Origin of the sequence: Cupriavidus sp. UME77, from assembly GCF_014170355.1 — a bacterium.
GTDB classification, from domain to species: domain Bacteria; phylum Pseudomonadota; class Gammaproteobacteria; order Burkholderiales; family Burkholderiaceae; genus Cupriavidus; species Cupriavidus basilensis.
Genome location: NZ_LZZU01000068.1, coordinates 12050 through 28973, shown reverse-complemented (window position 1 = coordinate 28973; position 16924 = coordinate 12050). Strand labels below are relative to the sequence as shown.

Below are 16924 nucleotides of genomic sequence, written 5' to 3'. Positions count from 1 at the left end.
CCCTCATCCCCCTTCACCCCCGATGCGCCCACCCCGTCATCCGCCTCTCCACCACCGCAAAAAACTCATACATCACCATCGCCATCACGGCAATCACCACTAGCCCGGCAAACGCCAGCGGCATCTTCATCGCCGATCCGGCGGACACCAGCAGATAGCCGATGCCTTCATTGGCAGCACTCATCTCGGACACGGTAGTGCCGACGAAAGCCAGCGTGATCGCCACCTTGAGCGAAGCAAAGAAGTAAGGCATCGACCGCGGCAGCCCGACCTTGAGCAACACATCGGTGCGCTTTGCACCAAGTACGCGCAGTACATCCTCCAGTTCCGGCTCCAGCGTAGCCAGCCCCGTAGCGATATTGACCATGATCGGGAAGAACGAGATCAGGAAGGCGGTCAGGATCGCAGGGCCGGCGCCCAGGCCGAACCACACCACCAGGATCGGCACGAAGGCTGCCTTCGGCAACGCATTGAACGCCGTCATCAGCGGATACCCGGCGGCGTACGCCAGCTTGGACGAGCCCATCAGCAAACCCAGCACCACGCCCACGATGATGGCAAGGCCAAAGCCGACCATGGTGGTCCAGAAGGTGCGCCAGGCGTGGCCGGCAATCACATCCCAATATTCGAACAGTGACGTGACGATCGCGCTGGGGCTGGGCAGGATGAAGTCCGACACATTGAACACAAGGCACGCGCCCTGCCACAGCAGCAGGAACGTGCCCAGCAACAACCACGGCGCCACGCGCTGCACACGACGTTGCTGAGCCGCGCTCATCGAGGAAGAAAAAGTGCTCATGGTCAGTGCTGCCGTACGTGGCCGATCTTCTCGCGCAGCGAATGCACAAGGTCGGCAAAGGGTTCGGTATAGGTCAGGTCGAGGTCGCGCGGACGCGGCAGGTCGATCTCCTTGCGCGTGAGGATGCGCCCCGGACGCTGGCTCATCACGTAGACGGTGTCGGCCAGGAACACAGCCTCGCGCAGGTCGTGGGTGACCAGGATCACGTTGAAGCGCTGGGCCTGCCACAGGTCGCGCAGCACGCACCACAGCTCCTCGCGGGTAAAGGCATCGAGCGCGCCGAAGGGCTCGTCGAGCAGCAGCATGCGCGGCTCGTGGATCAGCGCGCGGCAGATCGAGGCACGCTGCTGCATGCCGCCGGAGAGCTGCCACGGGTACTTGTCCTCGTAGCCGGCCAGGCCCACGGTGCGCAGCAGCTCGCGTGCCCGCGCCGTGTACTCCTCCCGCTTCTGGCGCAGCGTGGAGCGGTAGGGCTCGACGATCTCCAGTGGCAGCATGACATTCTGCAACGTGGTGCGCCAGGGCAGCAGCGTCGGCGCCTGGAAGGCCATGCCAACCATCTTGAGCGGGCCGGCGACCTTCTCGCCGGCGATCTTGACCACGCCGCGCGTGGCCGGCTTGAGTCCGGTCGCCAGCTTCATGAAGGTGGACTTGCCGCAGCCGGAAGGCCCGACGATGGCGATGAACTCGCCCGGCTCGACCTGCAGCGAGATGTCCTCGATGGCGAACTCACCCTGGCGGGCAAGCTCGTCGTTATAGGCGAGCCAGACCCGGTTGAACTCGACAAAGGGTTGCGCCGCCGGCTCGCCCGGCAGGTCAGGAGGGAGCGCGGCCCCTGTGCGCAGTGAGGTAGTGCCCACCGTCATCGCAGCACATCCAGTTCGGCTGCGGACGGCAGGTAGGCATCGGTCCACAGGTTGTCGGGGTTGATGCGGCCCTTGGTGCCAAAGGCGTCGGCCACTTGTGAAGCCATCAGCGACAGGCGCGGCTTGTTGACGCGGCCAAAGCCCTCGGCGCGCGCGTCGGGCGACTTGACCACGCTGTCCAGCGCCATCTTCAGGCGCTTGGTCTCGAGCTTCTCGTCGATGATGCCGTCGCGCGCCTTGACCGCCTTGATGCCCTCTTCCGGCTTGGCGATCACGTCCTTGGCCGATTTGGCGAAGGCGCGCAGGAAGGCCTTGACCGCCTCTGGGTTCTTCTTGAGGAAGTCTTCCGAGGCGATCACGGCGTTGCCGTACAGCTTCACGCCGTATTGCGGGTAAGGCAGCACCACGATGTCCTCGTCCTTCACGCCGCGCGCATTCAGGTTGAGGATGGAGGTAAAGGAGAAGCCCGTGATGGCGTCGAGGTCGCCGCGCGTGAGCATGGTCTCGCGCAGGGTCGGGTCCATCGCCTGCCAGTTGAAGCTCGATGCCTGCAGGCCGTTGGCCTTGGCGAAGATCGGGAAGGCGCGGCGGCCGGCGTCGAATACCGGTGCGCCGAGCTTCTTGCCGGCCAGGTCGTGCGGGGTCTTGATGCCGGACTTCTTCAGCGCGAGCACGGCGGCGGGGGTGTTGTTGTAGACCATCATCACGGCCACCGGCTTGTTCTTGGCATCCGGGTTGTTGCCGTAGAACTCCATCACCGAGGCCAAGTCGGCAAAGCCCATGTCGTAGGTGCCGGAGGCCACGCGGTTGACCACGTTGCCCGATCCGTTGCCGGCATCGATCGACACATCGAGCTTCTCGGCCTTGTAGTAGCCCTTCTGCTCGCCCAGCAGGAACAGCGCCGACGGGCCTTCGAAGCGCCAGTCGAGCTGGAAGCGGACCTTGGTCTGGGCGTGCGCCTCGCCGGCAAATTGTGTCGACAGCACCAGGGCGGTGCCCAGCGCCATGCCAAGCTGCAGCCAGCGGCGGCGCGCGGTGGATGCGGCAGCGCCGGACGCGGCGTGGGCGGGCTCGGCGCCGGCGTGAGCGGCAGTGGCCTCGAACGGGGTGGCGGCACGGAATAGCGGCATTGAACTCTCTCCAGTTAGTTGTCTTCCTGGATAGTTCGTCCGCAAGGCGCGTGCCATGCAAACACGCACCACGACGGGGCGGATACGCCACCTATTGTCGAACCAAATTCGTGCGATCGGATGTTTCGGGACGGTTTGCCGCAATGGATTGTTGACAATCCATTGCGGTCCCGGCGATTGCCGTGTCAGGCGTCCTGGGTTGCGTCGCCAGCTTCGATGGCCAGCGCGGCATCCTCCACGGGGGCCTCGCTCTCTGCCGCGCTGCGCGCCTGGATGTGCCACATCTCGGCGTAGCGGCCGTCGAGCCGCATCAGTTCGGCATGGGTGCCGCGCTCGATGATGCGGCCGCGGTCCATCACCAGGATCTGGTCGGCATGCACCACCGTAGAGAGCCGGTGCGCGATCAGCAGCGTGGTGCGGTTCTGCGCCAGCCGCATCAGCTCGGCCTGGATGGCCTGCTCGGTACGGGAGTCCAGCGCCGAGGTGGCTTCATCGAAGACCAGGATCGGCGGGTTCTTCAGCAGCGTGCGGGCAATGGCGACGCGCTGCTTCTCCCCGCCCGACAGCTTGAGGCCGCGCTCGCCCACCGGCGTGTCGTAGCCCTGCGGCAGCTCGCGGATAAAGCCGTCGATCTGGGCCGCGCGCGCGGCCTCGATGACTTCATCGCGGCTGGCGTCGGGGCGGCCGTAGGCGATGTTGTAGTAGATGCTGTCGTTGAACAGCACGGTGTCCTGCGGCACGATGCCGATGGCGCGGCGCAGGCTGTCCTGCGTGATCATGCGGATATCCTGGCCGTCGATCTCGATGCCGCCGCTGCTCACGTCATAGAAGCGGAACAACAGCCGCGCCAGCGTGGACTTGCCCGAGCCGCTGTGGCCTACCACTGCGGTAGTGGTACCGGCCGCGATGGCGAAGTCCACCTCGTCCAGGATCACGCGGTTGCTCTCGTAGCCAAAGCCGACATGATTGAAACGCACCGCCGCGCCCTGCACGCGCAAGGCCGCGGCGTCCGGCGCGTCGGCGATTTCGCGGTTGGTGCCCAGCAGCACGAACATGCGGTCCATGTCGGTGGTGGCCTGCTTGATCTCGCGGTAGATCACGCCGAGGAAGTTCAGCGGAATGTACAGCTGGATCATCAGCGTGTTGACCAGCACCAGGTCGCCCAGCGTGAGCTTGCCCGCCGCCACGCCCACCGTGGCGCGCCACAGGATCAGGATCAGGCCGGTGGCGATGATGGCCTGCTGGCCGAAGTTGAGGAACGACAGCGAATTTTGCGAGCGGATCGCCGCGGTGCGGTACTTGCGCAGGTTCTCGTCATAGCGGCCGGCCTCGTACTCCTCGTTGCCGAAGTACTTGACGGTCTCGAAGTTGAGCAGGGAATCGATCGCCTTCTGGTTGGCGCGCGAATCCAGCTCGTTCATCTTGCGCCGGAAGTGCGTGCGCCACTCGGTCACCACGATGGTGAACACGATGTAGCTCACCAGCGCGCAGCCCGTGATGGCCGCGAACCAGATGTCGTAGTGCAGGATGAAGAAGCCCATCACCAGCCCCATCTCGACCAGGGTCGGCAGGATGCTGTAGAGCGAGTAGGAGATCAGCGACTGGATGCCGCGCGTGCCGCGCTCGATATCGCGGCTCATGCCGCCGGTCTGGCGGTCCAAGTGAAAGCGCAGCGACAGCGCGTGCAGGTGGCGAAACACCTGCAGCGCGATCTCGCGCACCGCGCTCTGCGTGACCTTGGAGAACAGGATCTCGCGCAGCTCGGTAAACAACGTGCCGGACAAGCGCAGTATCCCGTAGGCGACGATCAGCCCCACCGGCACCACCAGCAGCGCGCTCGCGCTGCCGGCGGGAACATTCATGTTGTCCACCAGCTTCTTCATCAGGACCGGCACACCCAGGTTGGCCACCTTGGCCGCCACCAGGCACACCAGCGCCAGGATCACTCGCCACTTGTAATGCCAGACATAGGGCAGCAGGTTGCGCACGGTCTGCCAATCGCTGCGGGGAACGTTGGATTTGCCGAAGAGGGAAGAAGGCTGGGCGGAGGACGGCTCGGCCGACGTAGAGTAGCGTCGCATACGTTAGAATTCGGGCGAATATGCGATTGTGGCAGAGATCGACATAATTAGCCGGCGCCACGCCGCAAGCGCGCGCCACGGGAGTGCCGCGACGCCCGGGCCGCGCGGCGGCAAGGTCACTCCGCCGCAGCGCGCCCTACCCCGCCCCAACCCTACCCAGCCTCATCAAGCAGCCATCATGAATCAAGCCAACGTCCTCCCCTGCCTGCCCCCTGGCAAGAATCCCGCACTGCGCGTGGTCCCCATGCCGGCGGATGCCAACGTGCATGGCGACGTCTTCGGAGGCTGGATCATGGCCCAGGTGGACATTGCCGGCTCGATCCCGGCGGTGGAGCGCGCCCAAGGCCGCGTGGCCACCGTGGCGGTGAACTCCTTCCTGTTCAAGCATCCGGTCTTTGTCGGCGACCTGGTGAGCTTCTACGCCGATATCGAGAAGACGGGCCGCACCTCGATCACCGTATCGGTGGAGGTCTATGCGCAACGCATGCGCCACAGCCAGGAGATCGTCAAGGTGACCGAAGCCACCCTGACCTACGTTGCCACCGACGATACACGCCAGCCGCGCGTGCTGCCGAAGGAAAAGGACACGCCGCTGGCCTGAGTGCGCAGCGGCGGTTTCCATGTCCCTTAGCTGAACTGCGAGAAGTCCGGGCGGCGCTTCTCGAAGAACGCCTTGAACGCCTCCTTGGCTTCCGGCGCCTGCAGCATGCGCCGGAACACTTCGCCCTCCTCCGCCATCTTTGCCTGCACGGCCGCCTTGTCGCCGCCCTTCATCAGGCGCTTGGTTTCCCTCAGCGACGAGGCCGGCAGCGCGGCTAGCTTGCGCGCTTGCTGGTGCACGAACTCGTTGAGTTCCGCCACCGGCAGCACGCGCGTGGCCAGGCCGATCTGTAGCGCTTCCTGCGCGCTGAACGGCTCACCCAGCATCAGTTTCTCGGCAGCGCGCTGGTGACCCAGCAGGCGCGGCAACAGCATGCTCGATGCCGCCTCCGGGCACAGGCCCAGTTGCACGAACGGCAGCGACAGCTTGGCCGTCTCGGAGACATAGACCAGGTCGCAATGCAGCAGCATGGTGGTGCCCACGCCCACCGCAGGGCCGCTTACCGCAGCCACCAGCGGCTTGCTGGCCTGGCTGATCTGCTGCAGGAACTGGAATACCGGCGCCGGCTGGTCACCCTCGCCCGCGGTCGGCGGACGCTGCATGAAGTCTTCCAGGTCATTGCCCGCGGTGAACACTTCCGGCTTGCCGCGGATCACGATCACGCGCACGGCAGGGTCGGCATCGGCCGCGCGCAGCGCATCGGCCATGGCCTGGTACATCGCCGCCGTGATGGCGTTCTTCTTGTCGAGGCGATCGAACTCAAGGGTCAGGATGCCTTGCTCGATGGTGGTCAGGATGCTCATGAAATCGTCTTCTCCTTACTGCTTGGTTGACTTGTGCGCCGTGCCGAAAGCCGTTCATTCGAACGCCGGCGGATTCTCGCAAAGATAGCTCATCCCGAACGCCTTTGCGCCGACGTTGAGCGCCACCGTCAGGCTCATCGGCGCCAGCATCAGCGCCACGTCATGCTGCTGCGCGGTGCGCGCGAGCGACTGATAGGCAGGCAACGCTTGAATCGCCCCGGGCGGCCCGGCATAGCTCAGCGCTACCGCAGGACTCAGCAAGCGGCCGCTGCGAATGCACTGCTCCGCATGCGCCATCACGCGGCGCATGCCTTCATCCGCGCCGCGCGCCTTGGCCACCGGCTCGGTCTGGCCGCGATGCATATGCACGACGGGGCGGATATTGAACGCGCTGCCGAGCATGTAGCGGCCCCAGGTGATGCTGTTCTCGCCCTTGTGCCTGGCCCGCGTGTACATGTAGAGCAACTCGTCGGGCACCAGGAACATATGCGCGGCGTCGCGCAGGCGTGTCTCCACGGCCTGCACCACCGTTTGCGCGCTGGCGCCGCCGCCCAGCAGGCGCGCCGCCTCGCGCACGATCAGCGCCTGGCCCGGGCCGATCGCGCCGGTGTCGATCACTGTCAGCTCGAACAACCCCGTGCGCCCCGCATCCTTGCGTGCCTTGAAGCTCCTGGCCACGGTGCCAACCACGGCGCCCGAGGCATGCGCATACAGCTTGCTGCGGCTGCTGGCGATGGTGAGCAGCAGCGCGCGGTCGCATGAGGTCACCACATGCTTGAGGAGGTGATCTTCGATCTCACGTTCGAGCAAGGGAACGGATTCGGCGTAGTGGTCCTGCTTGCCGACCAGATACTGCTCGTACAGCGACGGCAAGGCCGGCTCGTCACGCACGTCGGCCACAAAGCGGTCGCCGGCGCGAATGCGGAACGGCACCGTCTGCACGCCGAGTTCGGCCATCAGCGCGCGCGGCATATCGCACGCGGCGTCGGCCAGGATAAGTGTCTCCTGCATCTTGTTGTTTCCTCCCGGTCAGGTGAGCCGCATCGAGGCGGCAGCTGTCTCCTTGTTATGGCACTGCTTTCTTCACCTGATCGAGAGTCTGGGCAGGCAGCACGAACGCACGTGGCGCTCAGGCTGCCTGCCCCGTGGCGCGTTTAGACGCGCTCGAAAATACCTGCCGCGCCCATGCCGGTGCCGACGCACATGGTGACCATGCCGTACTTCAGGTTGTTACGGCGCAGCGCATGCACCACGGTGGCCGAACGGATCGCGCCGGTGGCGCCCAGCGGGTGGCCCAGTGCAATCGCGCCGCCCATCTGGTTGACCTTGGCCGGGTCCAGCTGCAGGTCGCGCATCACCGCCAGCGACTGCGCGGCGAAGGCTTCGTTCAGCTCGATCCAGTCCATCTGGTCCTGCGTCAGGCCGGCCGCCTTGAGCGCCGCCGGAATCGCTTCCTTGGGGCCGATGCCCATGATCTCGGGCGGCACGCCGCGCACCGCGAACGACACGAAGCGCGCCAGCGGCACCAGGTTGAACTGCTTGAGGATCTTTTCCGAAACCAGGATCAGCGCGCCGGCGCCATCCGAAGTCTGCGAGCTGTTGCCGGCGGTGACGCTGCCCTTGTTGGCAAACACCGGGCGCAGCTTGCCCAGGCCTTCGATCGACGTCTCCGGACGCGGGCCTTCGTCCAGCGAGATGGTGCGTGTCTTCACGTCGACCTGGCCGCTGGCCAGGTTGGGGAACTTCTCGACGATCTCGATCGGGGTGATTTCGTCCTTGAAGTCGCCCGCCTGCTGCGCGCGGATCGCCTTCTGGTGCGAAGCAAGCGAGAAAGCATCCTGGTCTTCGCGGCTGACCTGCCACTTCTGCGCGACCTTCTCGGCGGTCAGGCCCATGCCGTAGGCGATGCCGATGTTCTCGTCGCGCTCGAAGATCGCCGGCGACATCGACGGCGAATTGCCCATCATCGGCACCATGCTCATCGATTCCACGCCGGCGGCGATCATCACGTCGGACTCGCCCACGCGGATGCGGTCAGCAGCCATGGCCACGGCAGACAGGCCAGAGGCGCAGAAGCGGTTGACGGTGATGCCGCCCACGGTGTTCGGCAGGCCCGACAGCAGCGCGCCGATGCGCGCGACGTTCAGGCCCTGCTGCGCCTCGGGAATGGCGCAGCCAACGATGGCGTCTTCGATCAGCCTGGGATCGAGGTTGGGCACCTGCGCCACGGCCGCGCGCAGGATGGTGGCCAGCAGGTCGTCCGGGCGGGTGTTCTTGAACGCGCCCTTGGGAGCCTTGCCGATCGGCGTGCGGGTCGCGGCAACGATGTATGCGTCTTGCAGTTGTTTCATGATGTCGGTTCCTCGCTTGCCTTAGTTGCGCACCGGCTTGCCGGTCTGCAGCATGCCCATGATGCGTTCCTGGGTCTTGCCCGTGCCGAGCAGGTCGACAAAGGCCTTGCGTTCCAGCGCCAGCAGCCATTCCTCGCTGACCAGCGAGCCGGCTTCCACGTCGCCGCCGCACACTGCCTCGGCAATGCGGCTGGCAATCAGGAAGTCGTGCGCGGAGATGAAGCCGCCGTCGCGCATATTGGCCAGCGACGCCTTGATGGTGGCAATGCCGGAGCGGCCCGCCACCGGCACCAGCGTGCCCGGCACCGGAGCGCGGTAGCCAGCGTTGGACAGCGCGCGCACTTCGTTCTGCGCCACGTAGAGCAGCTCATGCACGTTGAACACGATGGTGTCCGACGGCTGCAGGTAGCCCAGCTTCTGCGCGTCCAGCGCCGAGGCCGAAACCTTCGCCATGGCGGCTGCCTGGAAACGGTTGGTGAGGAACTGCAGGTAGTTGGTGCTGCCAGCGGCTTGTGCCGCGCGTGCAGCCGCCAGGGCAGCTTCCTTCAGCCCGCCACCGGCCGGCACCAGGCCCACGCCCACTTCCACCAGGCCGATATAGGTTTCCAGCGCGGCCACGCGCTTGGCCGAATGCAGCATCAGCTCACAGCCGCCGCCCAGCGCGATGCCGGACGCCGCCGCCACCACCGGAACGGCGGAGTACTTCACCCGCATCATGCCGTCCTGGAACTTCTTGACAAAGGGCTCGATGCCCTTGGCGCCGCCCATCATGAAGGCCGGCATCGCAGCTTCCAGGTTGGCGCCCGCGGAGAACGGGCCGCCCGGCGCGCCCAGTTGCAGCGACGTCGGCTGCCACACGACCAGGCCCTTGTACTCGGCTTCCGCCAGGTCGATGGCGCGCGTCAGGCCGTCGATCACGTCCGGGCCGATGGTGTTCATCTTGCTCTTGAACGAAACCACCAGCACATCGTCCTGGCCCTCGCTCACCCAGATGCGCACCGCATCGTTTTCTTCCACGGTGCGGCCAGCCTTGCGCGGATCCGTTGCGGCGGTGCCCTTGACCGCGGCGCGGAACACCTGGCGCTCATACACCGGCAACGCATTGCGCTGCACGAAGGCTTGCGCGGCGGGCGACCACGAACCCTGCGCGCCATGCACGCCCTGGTTCTCGGCCACCGGGCCTTCGAAGACCCATGCGGGCAGCGCCACGTTGGCCAGGCCCTTGCCGGCTTCAATGTCTTCCTTCACCCACTCGGCCACCTGCTTCCAGCCGGCCGATTGCCAGTCCTCGAAGGGGCCGGAGTTCCAGCCGAAGCCCCAGCGGATCGCCAGGTCGATATCGGCGGCGGAGCCGGCGATCTGCTCGAGGTAGACGCCGATGTAGTGGAACACGTCGCGGAACACCGCCCACAGGAATTGCGCCTGCGGGTTAGTGGATTCGCGCAGCAGCTTGATGCGCTCGGCCGGTTCCTTCTTCAGCATGCGCACCACGATCTCGTCGGCCTTCTTGCCCGAGTCGACGTATTGGCCTGTCTTGGGGTCCAGCACCTTGATGGCCTTGCCTTCCTTCTTGTAGAAGCCGGCGCCGGTCTTCTGGCCCAATGCGCCCGCGTCCACCAGCCCCTTGAGCACGGCGGGCGTCTTGTACACCGGCGCAAACGGATCATCCAGCAGGGTGTCCTGCATGGTCTTGATCACGTGGGCCATGGTGTCCAGGCCCACCACGTCGGCAGTGCGGAAGGTGGCGGACTTGGCGCGGCCCAGCTTGGAGCCGGTCAGGTCGTCGACCACGTCGAAGGGGATGCCGTACTTCTCGGCTTCCGCGAACACCGCCAGGATCGAGAAGATGCCAACGCGGTTGGCGATGAAGTTCGGCGTGTCCTTGGCGCGCACCACGCCCTTGCCGAGCGTGGAGGTCAGGAAGGTTTCCAGGCGGTCCAGGATCGCGGGCTGCGTGGTCGCGGTCGGGATCAGTTCCACCAGGTGCATGTAGCGCGGCGGGTTGAAGAAGTGCACGCCGCAAAAGCGCGACTTCAGGTCCGCGTCGAAACCGTCGGACAGCGCGGTGATCGACAGGCCCGAAGTATTGGTGGCGAAGATGGTGTGGGAGGCCAGATGTGGCGCGACCTTCTTGTACAGGTCGTGCTTCCAGTCCATGCGCTCGGCGATGGCCTCGATCACCACGTCGCATTCCTTGAGCAGCGCGAGATCGTCCTCGTAGTTGGCGGCCTGGATCAGGCCGGCTTCGTCCTTGATGCCCAGCGGTGCCGGCGAGAGTTTCTTCAGGTTCTCGATGGCACGCAGCGAGATGCCGTTCTTGGGGCCTTCCTTGGCCGGCAGGTCGAACAGCACCACGGGCACGCGGGCGTTGACGAGATGGGCGGCGATCTGCGCCCCCATGACGCCGGCACCCAGCACGGCGACCTTCTTGACGATGAAATTGGACATGCGCGCTCCTAGGAAAGTGAGCGTTGAGATGAGGTGGGCTGGCTGCGCTGGCGCTGGCGCTGGCGCTGGTGCTGGTATTGCCGCTGGTGTGCTCCCCTCTCCCGCATGGCGGGAGAGGGGCCGGGGGAGAGGGCGGGCGCTCGATCAAGCGGTATCGCTCGTTGAACCGCCTCCCCTCTCCCCCGGCCCCTCTCCCATTTCATGGGAGAGGGGAGCAAACCATTGGCATCGACACCGTCAGAGCCAGTCAGAGCCAGTAGCTTGCGCCCGCGCTAAGACAACCGCATTAATTCAGGACAAACAATCCGATCAGAACAGATCCGCGTCCAGCGCCATCAGCGTGGCCGAACCAGCGCGTGCCATGCGGATCTGCGATGCCGTCTCCGGCAGCAGCTTGGCAAAGTAGAAGCGTGCGGTCGCCAGCTTGGTGGTGTAGAACTTGTCGCCGCTGGCTTCCTTCTCCAGCGCGATCTTGGCCATGCGGGCCCAGAAGTACGAGAACACCAGGTGGCCCACCACGCGCAGGTAAGGCACGGCGGCAGCGCCGACTTCGTCGGGGTTGCCCATGGCCTTCATGCCGATTTCCATGGTGAGCTTCTGCACCTTGTCGCCCAGATCGGCCAGCGGGTTGACGAACTCCTGCATGGCTTCGTTGGTGCCTTCTTCCTCGACGAACGCTTGCACGATCTTGCCGAAGGCCTTCATCTTGGCGCCCATGTCGCCCAGGATCTTGCGGCCCAGCAGGTCCAGCGCCTGGATGGTGTTGGTGCCTTCGTAGATCATGTTGATGCGCGCGTCGCGCACATACTGCTCCATGCCCCACTCGGCGATGTAGCCGTGGCCGCCGAACACCTGCATGCCTTCGTTGGTGGCGGTGAACGCGTTATCGGTCAGGAAAGCCTTGATCACGGGCGTGAGCAACGCAACCAGGTCGCCCGCTTCCTTGCGCACGGACTCGTCCGGGTGCGACAGTTCGCGGTCGATCTGCAGCGCAGTCCAGTAGCTGAACGCGCGGCCGCCTTCGGCAAAGGCCTTCTGCGTCAGCAGCATGCGGCGCACGTCAGGGTGCACGATGATCGGGTCGGCCGGCTTGTCCGGTGCCTTGGGACCGGTCAGCGCGCGCATCTGCAGGCGGTCCTTGGCATACGCCAGCGAGTTCTGGTAGGCCACTTCGGTCAGCCCGAGGCCCTGCATGCCCACGCCCAGGCGGGCGGCGTTCATCATCACGAACATGGCGTTCAGGCCCTTGTTGGGCTCGCCCACCAGCCAGCCGCGCGCGCCGTCCAGGTTCATCACGCAGGTGGCGTTGCCGTGGATGCCCATCTTGTGCTCGATCGAGCCGCACTTGATGCCGTTGCGCTCGCCCGGGTTGCCGCTCGCATCGGGGACGAACTTCGGCACCACGAACAGCGAGATGCCCTTGGTGCCCTGCGGCGCGTCCGGCAGCCGTGCCAGCACCAGGTGGATGATGTTGGCGGAGAGATCGTGCTCGCCGGCCGAGATGAAGATCTTGGTGCCGGTAATGGTGTAGGAGCCATCGGCCTGCGGCTCGGCCTTGCTGCGCAGGATGCCCAGGTCGGTGCCGCAGTGCGGCTCGGTCAGGCACATGGTGCCGGTCCATTCGCCGGAGACCAGCTTGGGCAGGTAGACCTTCTGCAGCTCGGGCGTGCCGTGCGCGTGCAGCGCTTCATACGCGCCGTGCGACAGGCCGGGGTACATGGTCCACGCCTGGTTGGCCGAGTTCAGCATCTCGTACAAGGCATTGTTGACCAGGATAGGCAGGCCCTGGCCGCCGTATTCGGGGTCGCAGCCCAGTGCCGGCCAGCCGGCTTCCACGTATTGCTTGTACGCTTCCTTGAAGCCCTTGGGCGCCGTCACCACGCCGTCGCCGACGTAGGTACAGCCTTCGCGGTCGCCGCTCTGGTTGAGCGGGAACACGACCTCGGAGCAGAACTTGCCGGCTTCCTCAAGCACCTGGTTGATGGTGTCCGCGTCAACGTCGGCGTGCTTCGGCAGCGCCTTGAGTTCGGCTTCCACGCCGAGCAATTCATGGAGCACGAACTGCATGTCGCGCAACGGTGCGGTGTACTGGCCCATCAAAGACTCCTTGGAGGTTTGCAAAGCCGCTACGCCGCCCGTGCACGATCCGGCACGGGACGCCGCGGCGGCGTCAGGTACGGTAGGACTGAATCAATTTATTGAGCGCGACCATGGCAAGCTCGGCACTCGCGGGCAAGCGCAGGAAGCGGGCGTCATGATGCAAGCCTAGTTCAAGGCTGTACATTTCAAACAGCATCAGGCGCGGATCGCAATCCGCGCGCAGGTGCCCCTCTTCCCGTGCCTGGTCGATGGCGCGCGTCAGCGCGGCGCGCCAGATGGTGACGCTCTTGACGAGTTCGTCACGCACCGGGCTTTCCGCGCGGTCGTCGTACTCCACCGCCCCGCTGATGTAGATGCATCCCGTGGTCACTTCCTGGATGCGCTTTTCCATCCAGCGGCGCACCATGGACTGCAGGCGTGGCAGGCCACGCGGCTCGTGCAGCGAGGGATAGAAAACCTCCTGCTCGAACCGGCGGTGATACTCGCGCACCACTTCCACCTGCAAGTCCTCGCGCGAACCGAAATGCGCGAACACGCCGCTTTTGCTCATCTGCATGCGTTCCGCGAGCAGCCCGATGGTCAAGCCTTCGAGCCCGTCGCGGGACGACAATTCCAGCGCGGCATCCAGAATGGCCACGCGCGTCATTTCCCCCTTGCGCATGGGCGCGGGGGACGCGGATGTGGCGGATTCGAGACGAGCTGACTGGTGTCGCATGATTTTTTCTCCGTTCTTCGCGGCGCGATACGGATCGCGCCGCCTATGACCCTGACGTAATGCATTTTTTTTCGCTGCCCGGCTGGCTGCTTCACCGCCTGGCAGACCCGAATGCACGCAGTCTAAGGCAAAAAAGAACGACCGTTCAGATTATTGTGATCGCGCCCGCTGGCAGCAAGCTTTTAATTAGATCGGGGTTTCTAAACGCAGCGGCCGCGCTCCTGCGCCGCAACATGCCGCGGCGCAGCGAGATAGAGGTCATTGCTGCCGCGAGTGATGCACAGCAGCATCGCCCCACCCGGCATTGTCCCGCGATCAGTAGCGCCCTGTCACGCCGGCGATGATCACGCCGACACGCAGCACCATATAGGCGGCCCAGCTCGCCATCCGGCGCACCGCCGAACGGCGCGCATGCGTGGCGGCCTTGACCTCGATGCTGCGCGAGGCAATGGCGTGCTCCAGTTCCAGGCGCAGCTCGGCGCAAAACGCGCCGTCATAGACCGCGACATTGGCCTCGCGGGCCAGCAGCAGGCTGAACGGGTCCATGTTGCTGGAGCCCACCGTGGCCCAGGCATCGTCGACCACGGCCACCTTGGCGTGCAGGAAACTATCGGCGTATTCGTAGATTTCCACGCCGGCGCCGAGCAAGGTCGCATAAAGCGAATGGGTTGCATAGTGCTGCAAACGGTACTCGACCCTGCCCTGGAGCAGCAGCCGCACGCGCACGCCGCGCTTGCGGCACGCCAGCAGGGCGCGGCGCATCTTGTGGCCAGGCAGGAAGTAGGCGTTGGCAATGATCACTTCCCGGCGCGCGCCGCCCAACGCCTGCAGGTACTCGCGTTCGATGGCGCGCCGGTTGCGCAGGTTGTCGCGCAGCAGCAGCGCGGCGCGCATGCCGCCGGCCTGGTCCTGGCGCGGCAGCGGCAGGTCGGTGATCAGCGGAAACTCCGCCGCCACCCCCGCCAGGCCAACGCTGCGCATTTCGCCGCGCAGCGATAGCTGCCACCACAGGCGCTCGGCGGTCAGCGCGATCTGGTTGACCAGCGGGCCCCGCACCTCCACCGCGAAGTCGTAGCGGGGGCCGAGCCCGGCGCTCTCGAAGGGCCCATGGTTGTGGTCGTCGATGATGTTGATGCCGCCAACAAAGCCGATCTGCTGGTCGATCACTGCCAGCTTGCGGTGCAGCCGGCGCAGGTTGCGCCGCGCCAGGCTGAAGCGGCGCAGCGGACGGAAGATCTTGAGGCACGCCCCGCCCTCGCGCAGGCGCTCGGCAAGCCCGGCCGGCATGTCGCCGGCGCCGAAACCGTCCACCACCAGATGCACGGCCACGCCCCGCCCCGCGGCACGGATCAGCGCGTCGCTCACCGCCGCGCCGACCGCATCGTCGGCGTAAATGTAGGTCTCGAGCGAAACGGAGAATACAGCCTGGTCGATCGCGGCAACCAAGGCCGGGAAGAACGCATTGCCGCCGCGCAGCAAACGGACCGCGTTGCCGCCCAGAGGCCTGCCGCGGCGCCATTCGGAGCGCAGTGGGCCGGCATGCCGCGGCGCGCTTGCGCGGGCATCGTCGCGGCTCGCGGTGAGCCCGGGAGGCGGCGCGCCGGGCGGGCGTGGGGGCGGAATCGATGACATGAGCCACATTATCAGGCACGCCGATGTCCTGTGCGTGCGCCAGGCGACGCGCGCGGCGCACACAGCGTGTGGGGCCATGCGCGCCGCGGCGGGCTTTCTCTGCTATCGTCGCCGCTTCATCCCCTCGCAAGCCCCGACATCGTGAAGGTTTTCGGCATCTCCGGTGCGTCCGGCAGTGGCAAGACCACGTTGCTGGATCAAGTGATCCCGCGCTTCGCCGCCGCCGGCCTGCGCGTGGCCGGCGTCAAGCACACCCACCATGGCTTTGACCCGGACACCCCGGGCAAGGACTCCTGGCGCATGCGCCAGGCCGGCTGCGCCAATGTCGTGCTGGTGGGCGCGCGGCACCTCACGCTGATGCGCCACTATCCCGAGACCGAGGCCTCGCCTGAGCTGGCCGATGCGCTGGCCGTGCTGCCCGCCGACACGGATCTGGTGCTGGTGGAAGGTTACAAGCGCAGCGATTTCCCCAAGCTGGAAGTGTTCCGCCCAGACCTGGGCAGGCCACCGCTATGGCCGGAAGTGCCGAGCATCATGGCCGTCGCCAGCGACCAGCCGCAGGCGGTGGCCGCGCTCACCGCCTTGCCCGTGCTGGACCTGGCCGACCTTGACGCGATCTGCCAGATCATCCGCGACAGCGCGCTCGAACTCACGCCAGCGCTGGCCGCCACCTTGGCGCAGCCTCACCAGACCCGATAGACATGGCCGCTGCGCGGCCCTTCCACGCTGCGCTGGAAGGCCAGCGCGACGCGCGCCGCCGGCACCGGCTCAAAGCCGGGGAAGAACTCGCCATACGCGGGCCATGACTCCTGCACTACCGTGGGGCTGACCACATTGATGCGCAGGCCGCGCTCCAGCTCGGGCGCCGCGCTGCGCACGAACCCCTCCAGCGCCGCATTGACGCTGCCGGCGTTGGCGCCCATGCGAATCGGCTCGCTGCCAACAATGCCGCTGGTGAGCGTGATCGAGCCGCCATCGTTCAGGAAATGCTGGCCAACCAGCGCCAGCCGCACCTGCCCGAGCAACTTGTCCTGTAGCCCGATTTCGAAGTCCTCGGCCCGCATCTGCGCGAGCGGCCCGAAAAACAGGCTTCCGGTCGTGGCGACGATGGCGTCCACCCGGCCGGTCGCGTCAAACAAGGCCTGTACGGATTCCGGCCGGGTCAGGTCGACCCGATGTTCGCCGCGCGACTTGCCGACCCGCACCACGTCGTGGCGAGCCGACAGGTTCTGCACTACCGCCTGCCCGAGCGTTCCGCTGGCTCCGATCACAACAATCTTCATCGCATTCCCCATGGTTCTGGTTGTTTAGGAAGACGGCATTCCTTCTGCCGCCATCAGGAATGCATTGTGGAAGTGGATTAAACAGGGATAAATGGGCTAGGATTTCGCGCATCCC

At 65.8% G+C, this 16924-nt stretch carries 14 protein-coding genes; 2 read left to right on the top strand and 12 right to left on the bottom strand.

What is annotated here, in order from left to right; translation table 11 throughout:
* Positions 1-13: 13 nt before the first annotated feature.
* The 4 genes from A9975_RS27670 to A9975_RS27655 all read right to left on the bottom strand — a co-directional run bounded on the left by A9975_RS27670 (position 14) and on the right by A9975_RS27655 (position 4876).
* The gene (locus tag A9975_RS27670; RefSeq protein WP_150987941.1) at positions 14-799 is read right to left on the bottom strand and encodes an ABC transporter permease; all 786 of its coding nucleotides are present in this window, start codon (positions 797-799) and stop codon (positions 14-16) included.
* 2 nt (positions 800-801) lie between these two features.
* Positions 802-1665, bottom strand: coding sequence for an ABC transporter ATP-binding protein (locus A9975_RS27665; RefSeq protein ID WP_253933007.1), 864 nt, complete (start codon positions 1663-1665; stop codon positions 802-804).
* The gene (locus tag A9975_RS27660; protein ID WP_183035556.1) at positions 1662-2795 is read right to left on the bottom strand and encodes an ABC transporter substrate-binding protein; all 1134 of its coding nucleotides are present in this window, start codon (positions 2793-2795) and stop codon (positions 1662-1664) included. Before A9975_RS27660 ends, A9975_RS27665 begins: the two co-directional genes overlap by 4 nt.
* A gap of 185 nt (positions 2796-2980) precedes the next feature.
* Complete coding sequence (locus A9975_RS27655) at positions 2981-4876, bottom strand: ABC transporter ATP-binding protein/permease (RefSeq protein ID WP_183035555.1); 1896 nt, start codon at positions 4874-4876, stop codon at positions 2981-2983.
* A 178-nt stretch (positions 4877-5054) separates the two neighbouring features.
* Between A9975_RS27655 and A9975_RS27650 the strand changes: the two genes are divergently transcribed.
* A complete protein-coding gene (locus tag A9975_RS27650) occupies positions 5055-5477 on the top strand; it encodes an acyl-CoA thioesterase (protein ID WP_183035554.1) in 423 nt (140 codons plus the stop codon).
* A gap of 26 nt (positions 5478-5503) precedes the next feature.
* On the opposite strand, the gene A9975_RS27645 is transcribed toward A9975_RS27650, so the two are convergent.
* The 7 genes from A9975_RS27645 to clsB all read right to left on the bottom strand — a co-directional run bounded on the left by A9975_RS27645 (position 5504) and on the right by clsB (position 15526).
* Positions 5504-6280 carry an enoyl-CoA hydratase gene (locus A9975_RS27645; protein ID WP_183035553.1) on the bottom strand — a complete coding sequence of 259 codons (777 nt, stop codon included), beginning with the start codon at positions 6278-6280 and terminating at the stop codon, positions 5504-5506.
* 54 nt (positions 6281-6334) lie between these two features.
* Complete coding sequence (locus tag A9975_RS27640; protein WP_183035552.1) at positions 6335-7291, bottom strand: DegV family protein; 957 nt, start codon at positions 7289-7291, stop codon at positions 6335-6337.
* 143 nt (positions 7292-7434) lie between these two features.
* Positions 7435-8634, bottom strand: coding sequence for an acetyl-CoA C-acyltransferase (locus tag A9975_RS27635; RefSeq protein ID WP_183035558.1), 1200 nt, complete (start codon positions 8632-8634; stop codon positions 7435-7437).
* 18 nt (positions 8635-8652) lie between these two features.
* Positions 8653-11079 carry a 3-hydroxyacyl-CoA dehydrogenase/enoyl-CoA hydratase family protein gene (locus tag A9975_RS27630; protein WP_183035551.1) on the bottom strand — a complete coding sequence of 809 codons (2427 nt, stop codon included), beginning with the start codon at positions 11077-11079 and terminating at the stop codon, positions 8653-8655.
* A gap of 309 nt (positions 11080-11388) precedes the next feature.
* The gene (locus A9975_RS27625; RefSeq protein WP_183035550.1) at positions 11389-13176 is read right to left on the bottom strand and encodes an acyl-CoA dehydrogenase C-terminal domain-containing protein; all 1788 of its coding nucleotides are present in this window, start codon (positions 13174-13176) and stop codon (positions 11389-11391) included.
* Between the two features lie 73 nt (positions 13177-13249).
* Entirely contained in the window at positions 13250-13840 is a 591-nt protein-coding gene (locus A9975_RS27620) for a TetR/AcrR family transcriptional regulator (RefSeq protein WP_043343612.1), read from the bottom strand.
* A gap of 369 nt (positions 13841-14209) precedes the next feature.
* Positions 14210-15526: a cardiolipin synthase ClsB gene (clsB, locus tag A9975_RS27615; RefSeq protein WP_183035549.1), complete on the bottom strand. Its 1317-nt coding sequence runs from the start codon at positions 15524-15526 to the stop codon at positions 14210-14212.
* 141 nt (positions 15527-15667) lie between these two features.
* Here clsB and mobB point away from each other — a divergent pair, with 141 nt between their 5' ends.
* Positions 15668-16225: a molybdopterin-guanine dinucleotide biosynthesis protein B gene (gene mobB / locus A9975_RS27610; RefSeq protein ID WP_183035548.1), complete on the top strand. Its 558-nt coding sequence runs from the start codon at positions 15668-15670 to the stop codon at positions 16223-16225.
* Here the strand turns inward: mobB and A9975_RS27605 are convergent.
* Positions 16210-16809: a short chain dehydrogenase gene (locus A9975_RS27605; RefSeq protein ID WP_183035547.1), complete on the bottom strand. Its 600-nt coding sequence runs from the start codon at positions 16807-16809 to the stop codon at positions 16210-16212. The genes mobB and A9975_RS27605 overlap by 16 nt on opposite strands.
* Positions 16810-16924 lie beyond the last annotated feature (115 nt).

Coding starts and splice junctions, on each gene's coding strand:
- A9975_RS27645 (WP_183035553.1), bottom strand. CDS start 6,280: ATGAGCATCCTGACCACCATCGAGCAAGGCATCCTGACCCTTGAGTTC.
- A9975_RS27625 (WP_183035550.1), bottom strand. CDS start 13,176: ATGGGCCAGTACACCGCACCGTTGCGCGACATGCAGTTCGTGCTCCAT.
- A9975_RS27620 (WP_043343612.1), bottom strand. CDS start 13,840: ATGCGCAAGGGGGAAATGACGCGCGTGGCCATTCTGGATGCCGCGCTG.
- A9975_RS27605 (WP_183035547.1), bottom strand. CDS start 16,809: ATGAAGATTGTTGTGATCGGAGCCAGCGGAACGCTCGGGCAGGCGGTA.
- A9975_RS27665 (WP_253933007.1), bottom strand. CDS start 1,665: ATGACGGTGGGCACTACCTCACTGCGCACAGGGGCCGCGCTCCCTCCT.
- A9975_RS27660 (WP_183035556.1), bottom strand. CDS start 2,795: ATGCCGCTATTCCGTGCCGCCACCCCGTTCGAGGCCACTGCCGCTCAC.
- clsB (WP_183035549.1), bottom strand. CDS start 15,526: ATGTCATCGATTCCGCCCCCACGCCCGCCCGGCGCGCCGCCTCCCGGG.
- A9975_RS27650 (WP_183035554.1), top strand. CDS start 5,055: ATGAATCAAGCCAACGTCCTCCCCTGCCTGCCCCCTGGCAAGAATCCC.
- A9975_RS27670 (WP_150987941.1), bottom strand. CDS start 799: ATGAGCACTTTTTCTTCCTCGATGAGCGCGGCTCAGCAACGTCGTGTG.
- A9975_RS27655 (WP_183035555.1), bottom strand. CDS start 4,876: ATGCGACGCTACTCTACGTCGGCCGAGCCGTCCTCCGCCCAGCCTTCT.
- A9975_RS27630 (WP_183035551.1), bottom strand. CDS start 11,079: ATGTCCAATTTCATCGTCAAGAAGGTCGCCGTGCTGGGTGCCGGCGTC.
- A9975_RS27640 (WP_183035552.1), bottom strand. CDS start 7,291: ATGCAGGAGACACTTATCCTGGCCGACGCCGCGTGCGATATGCCGCGC.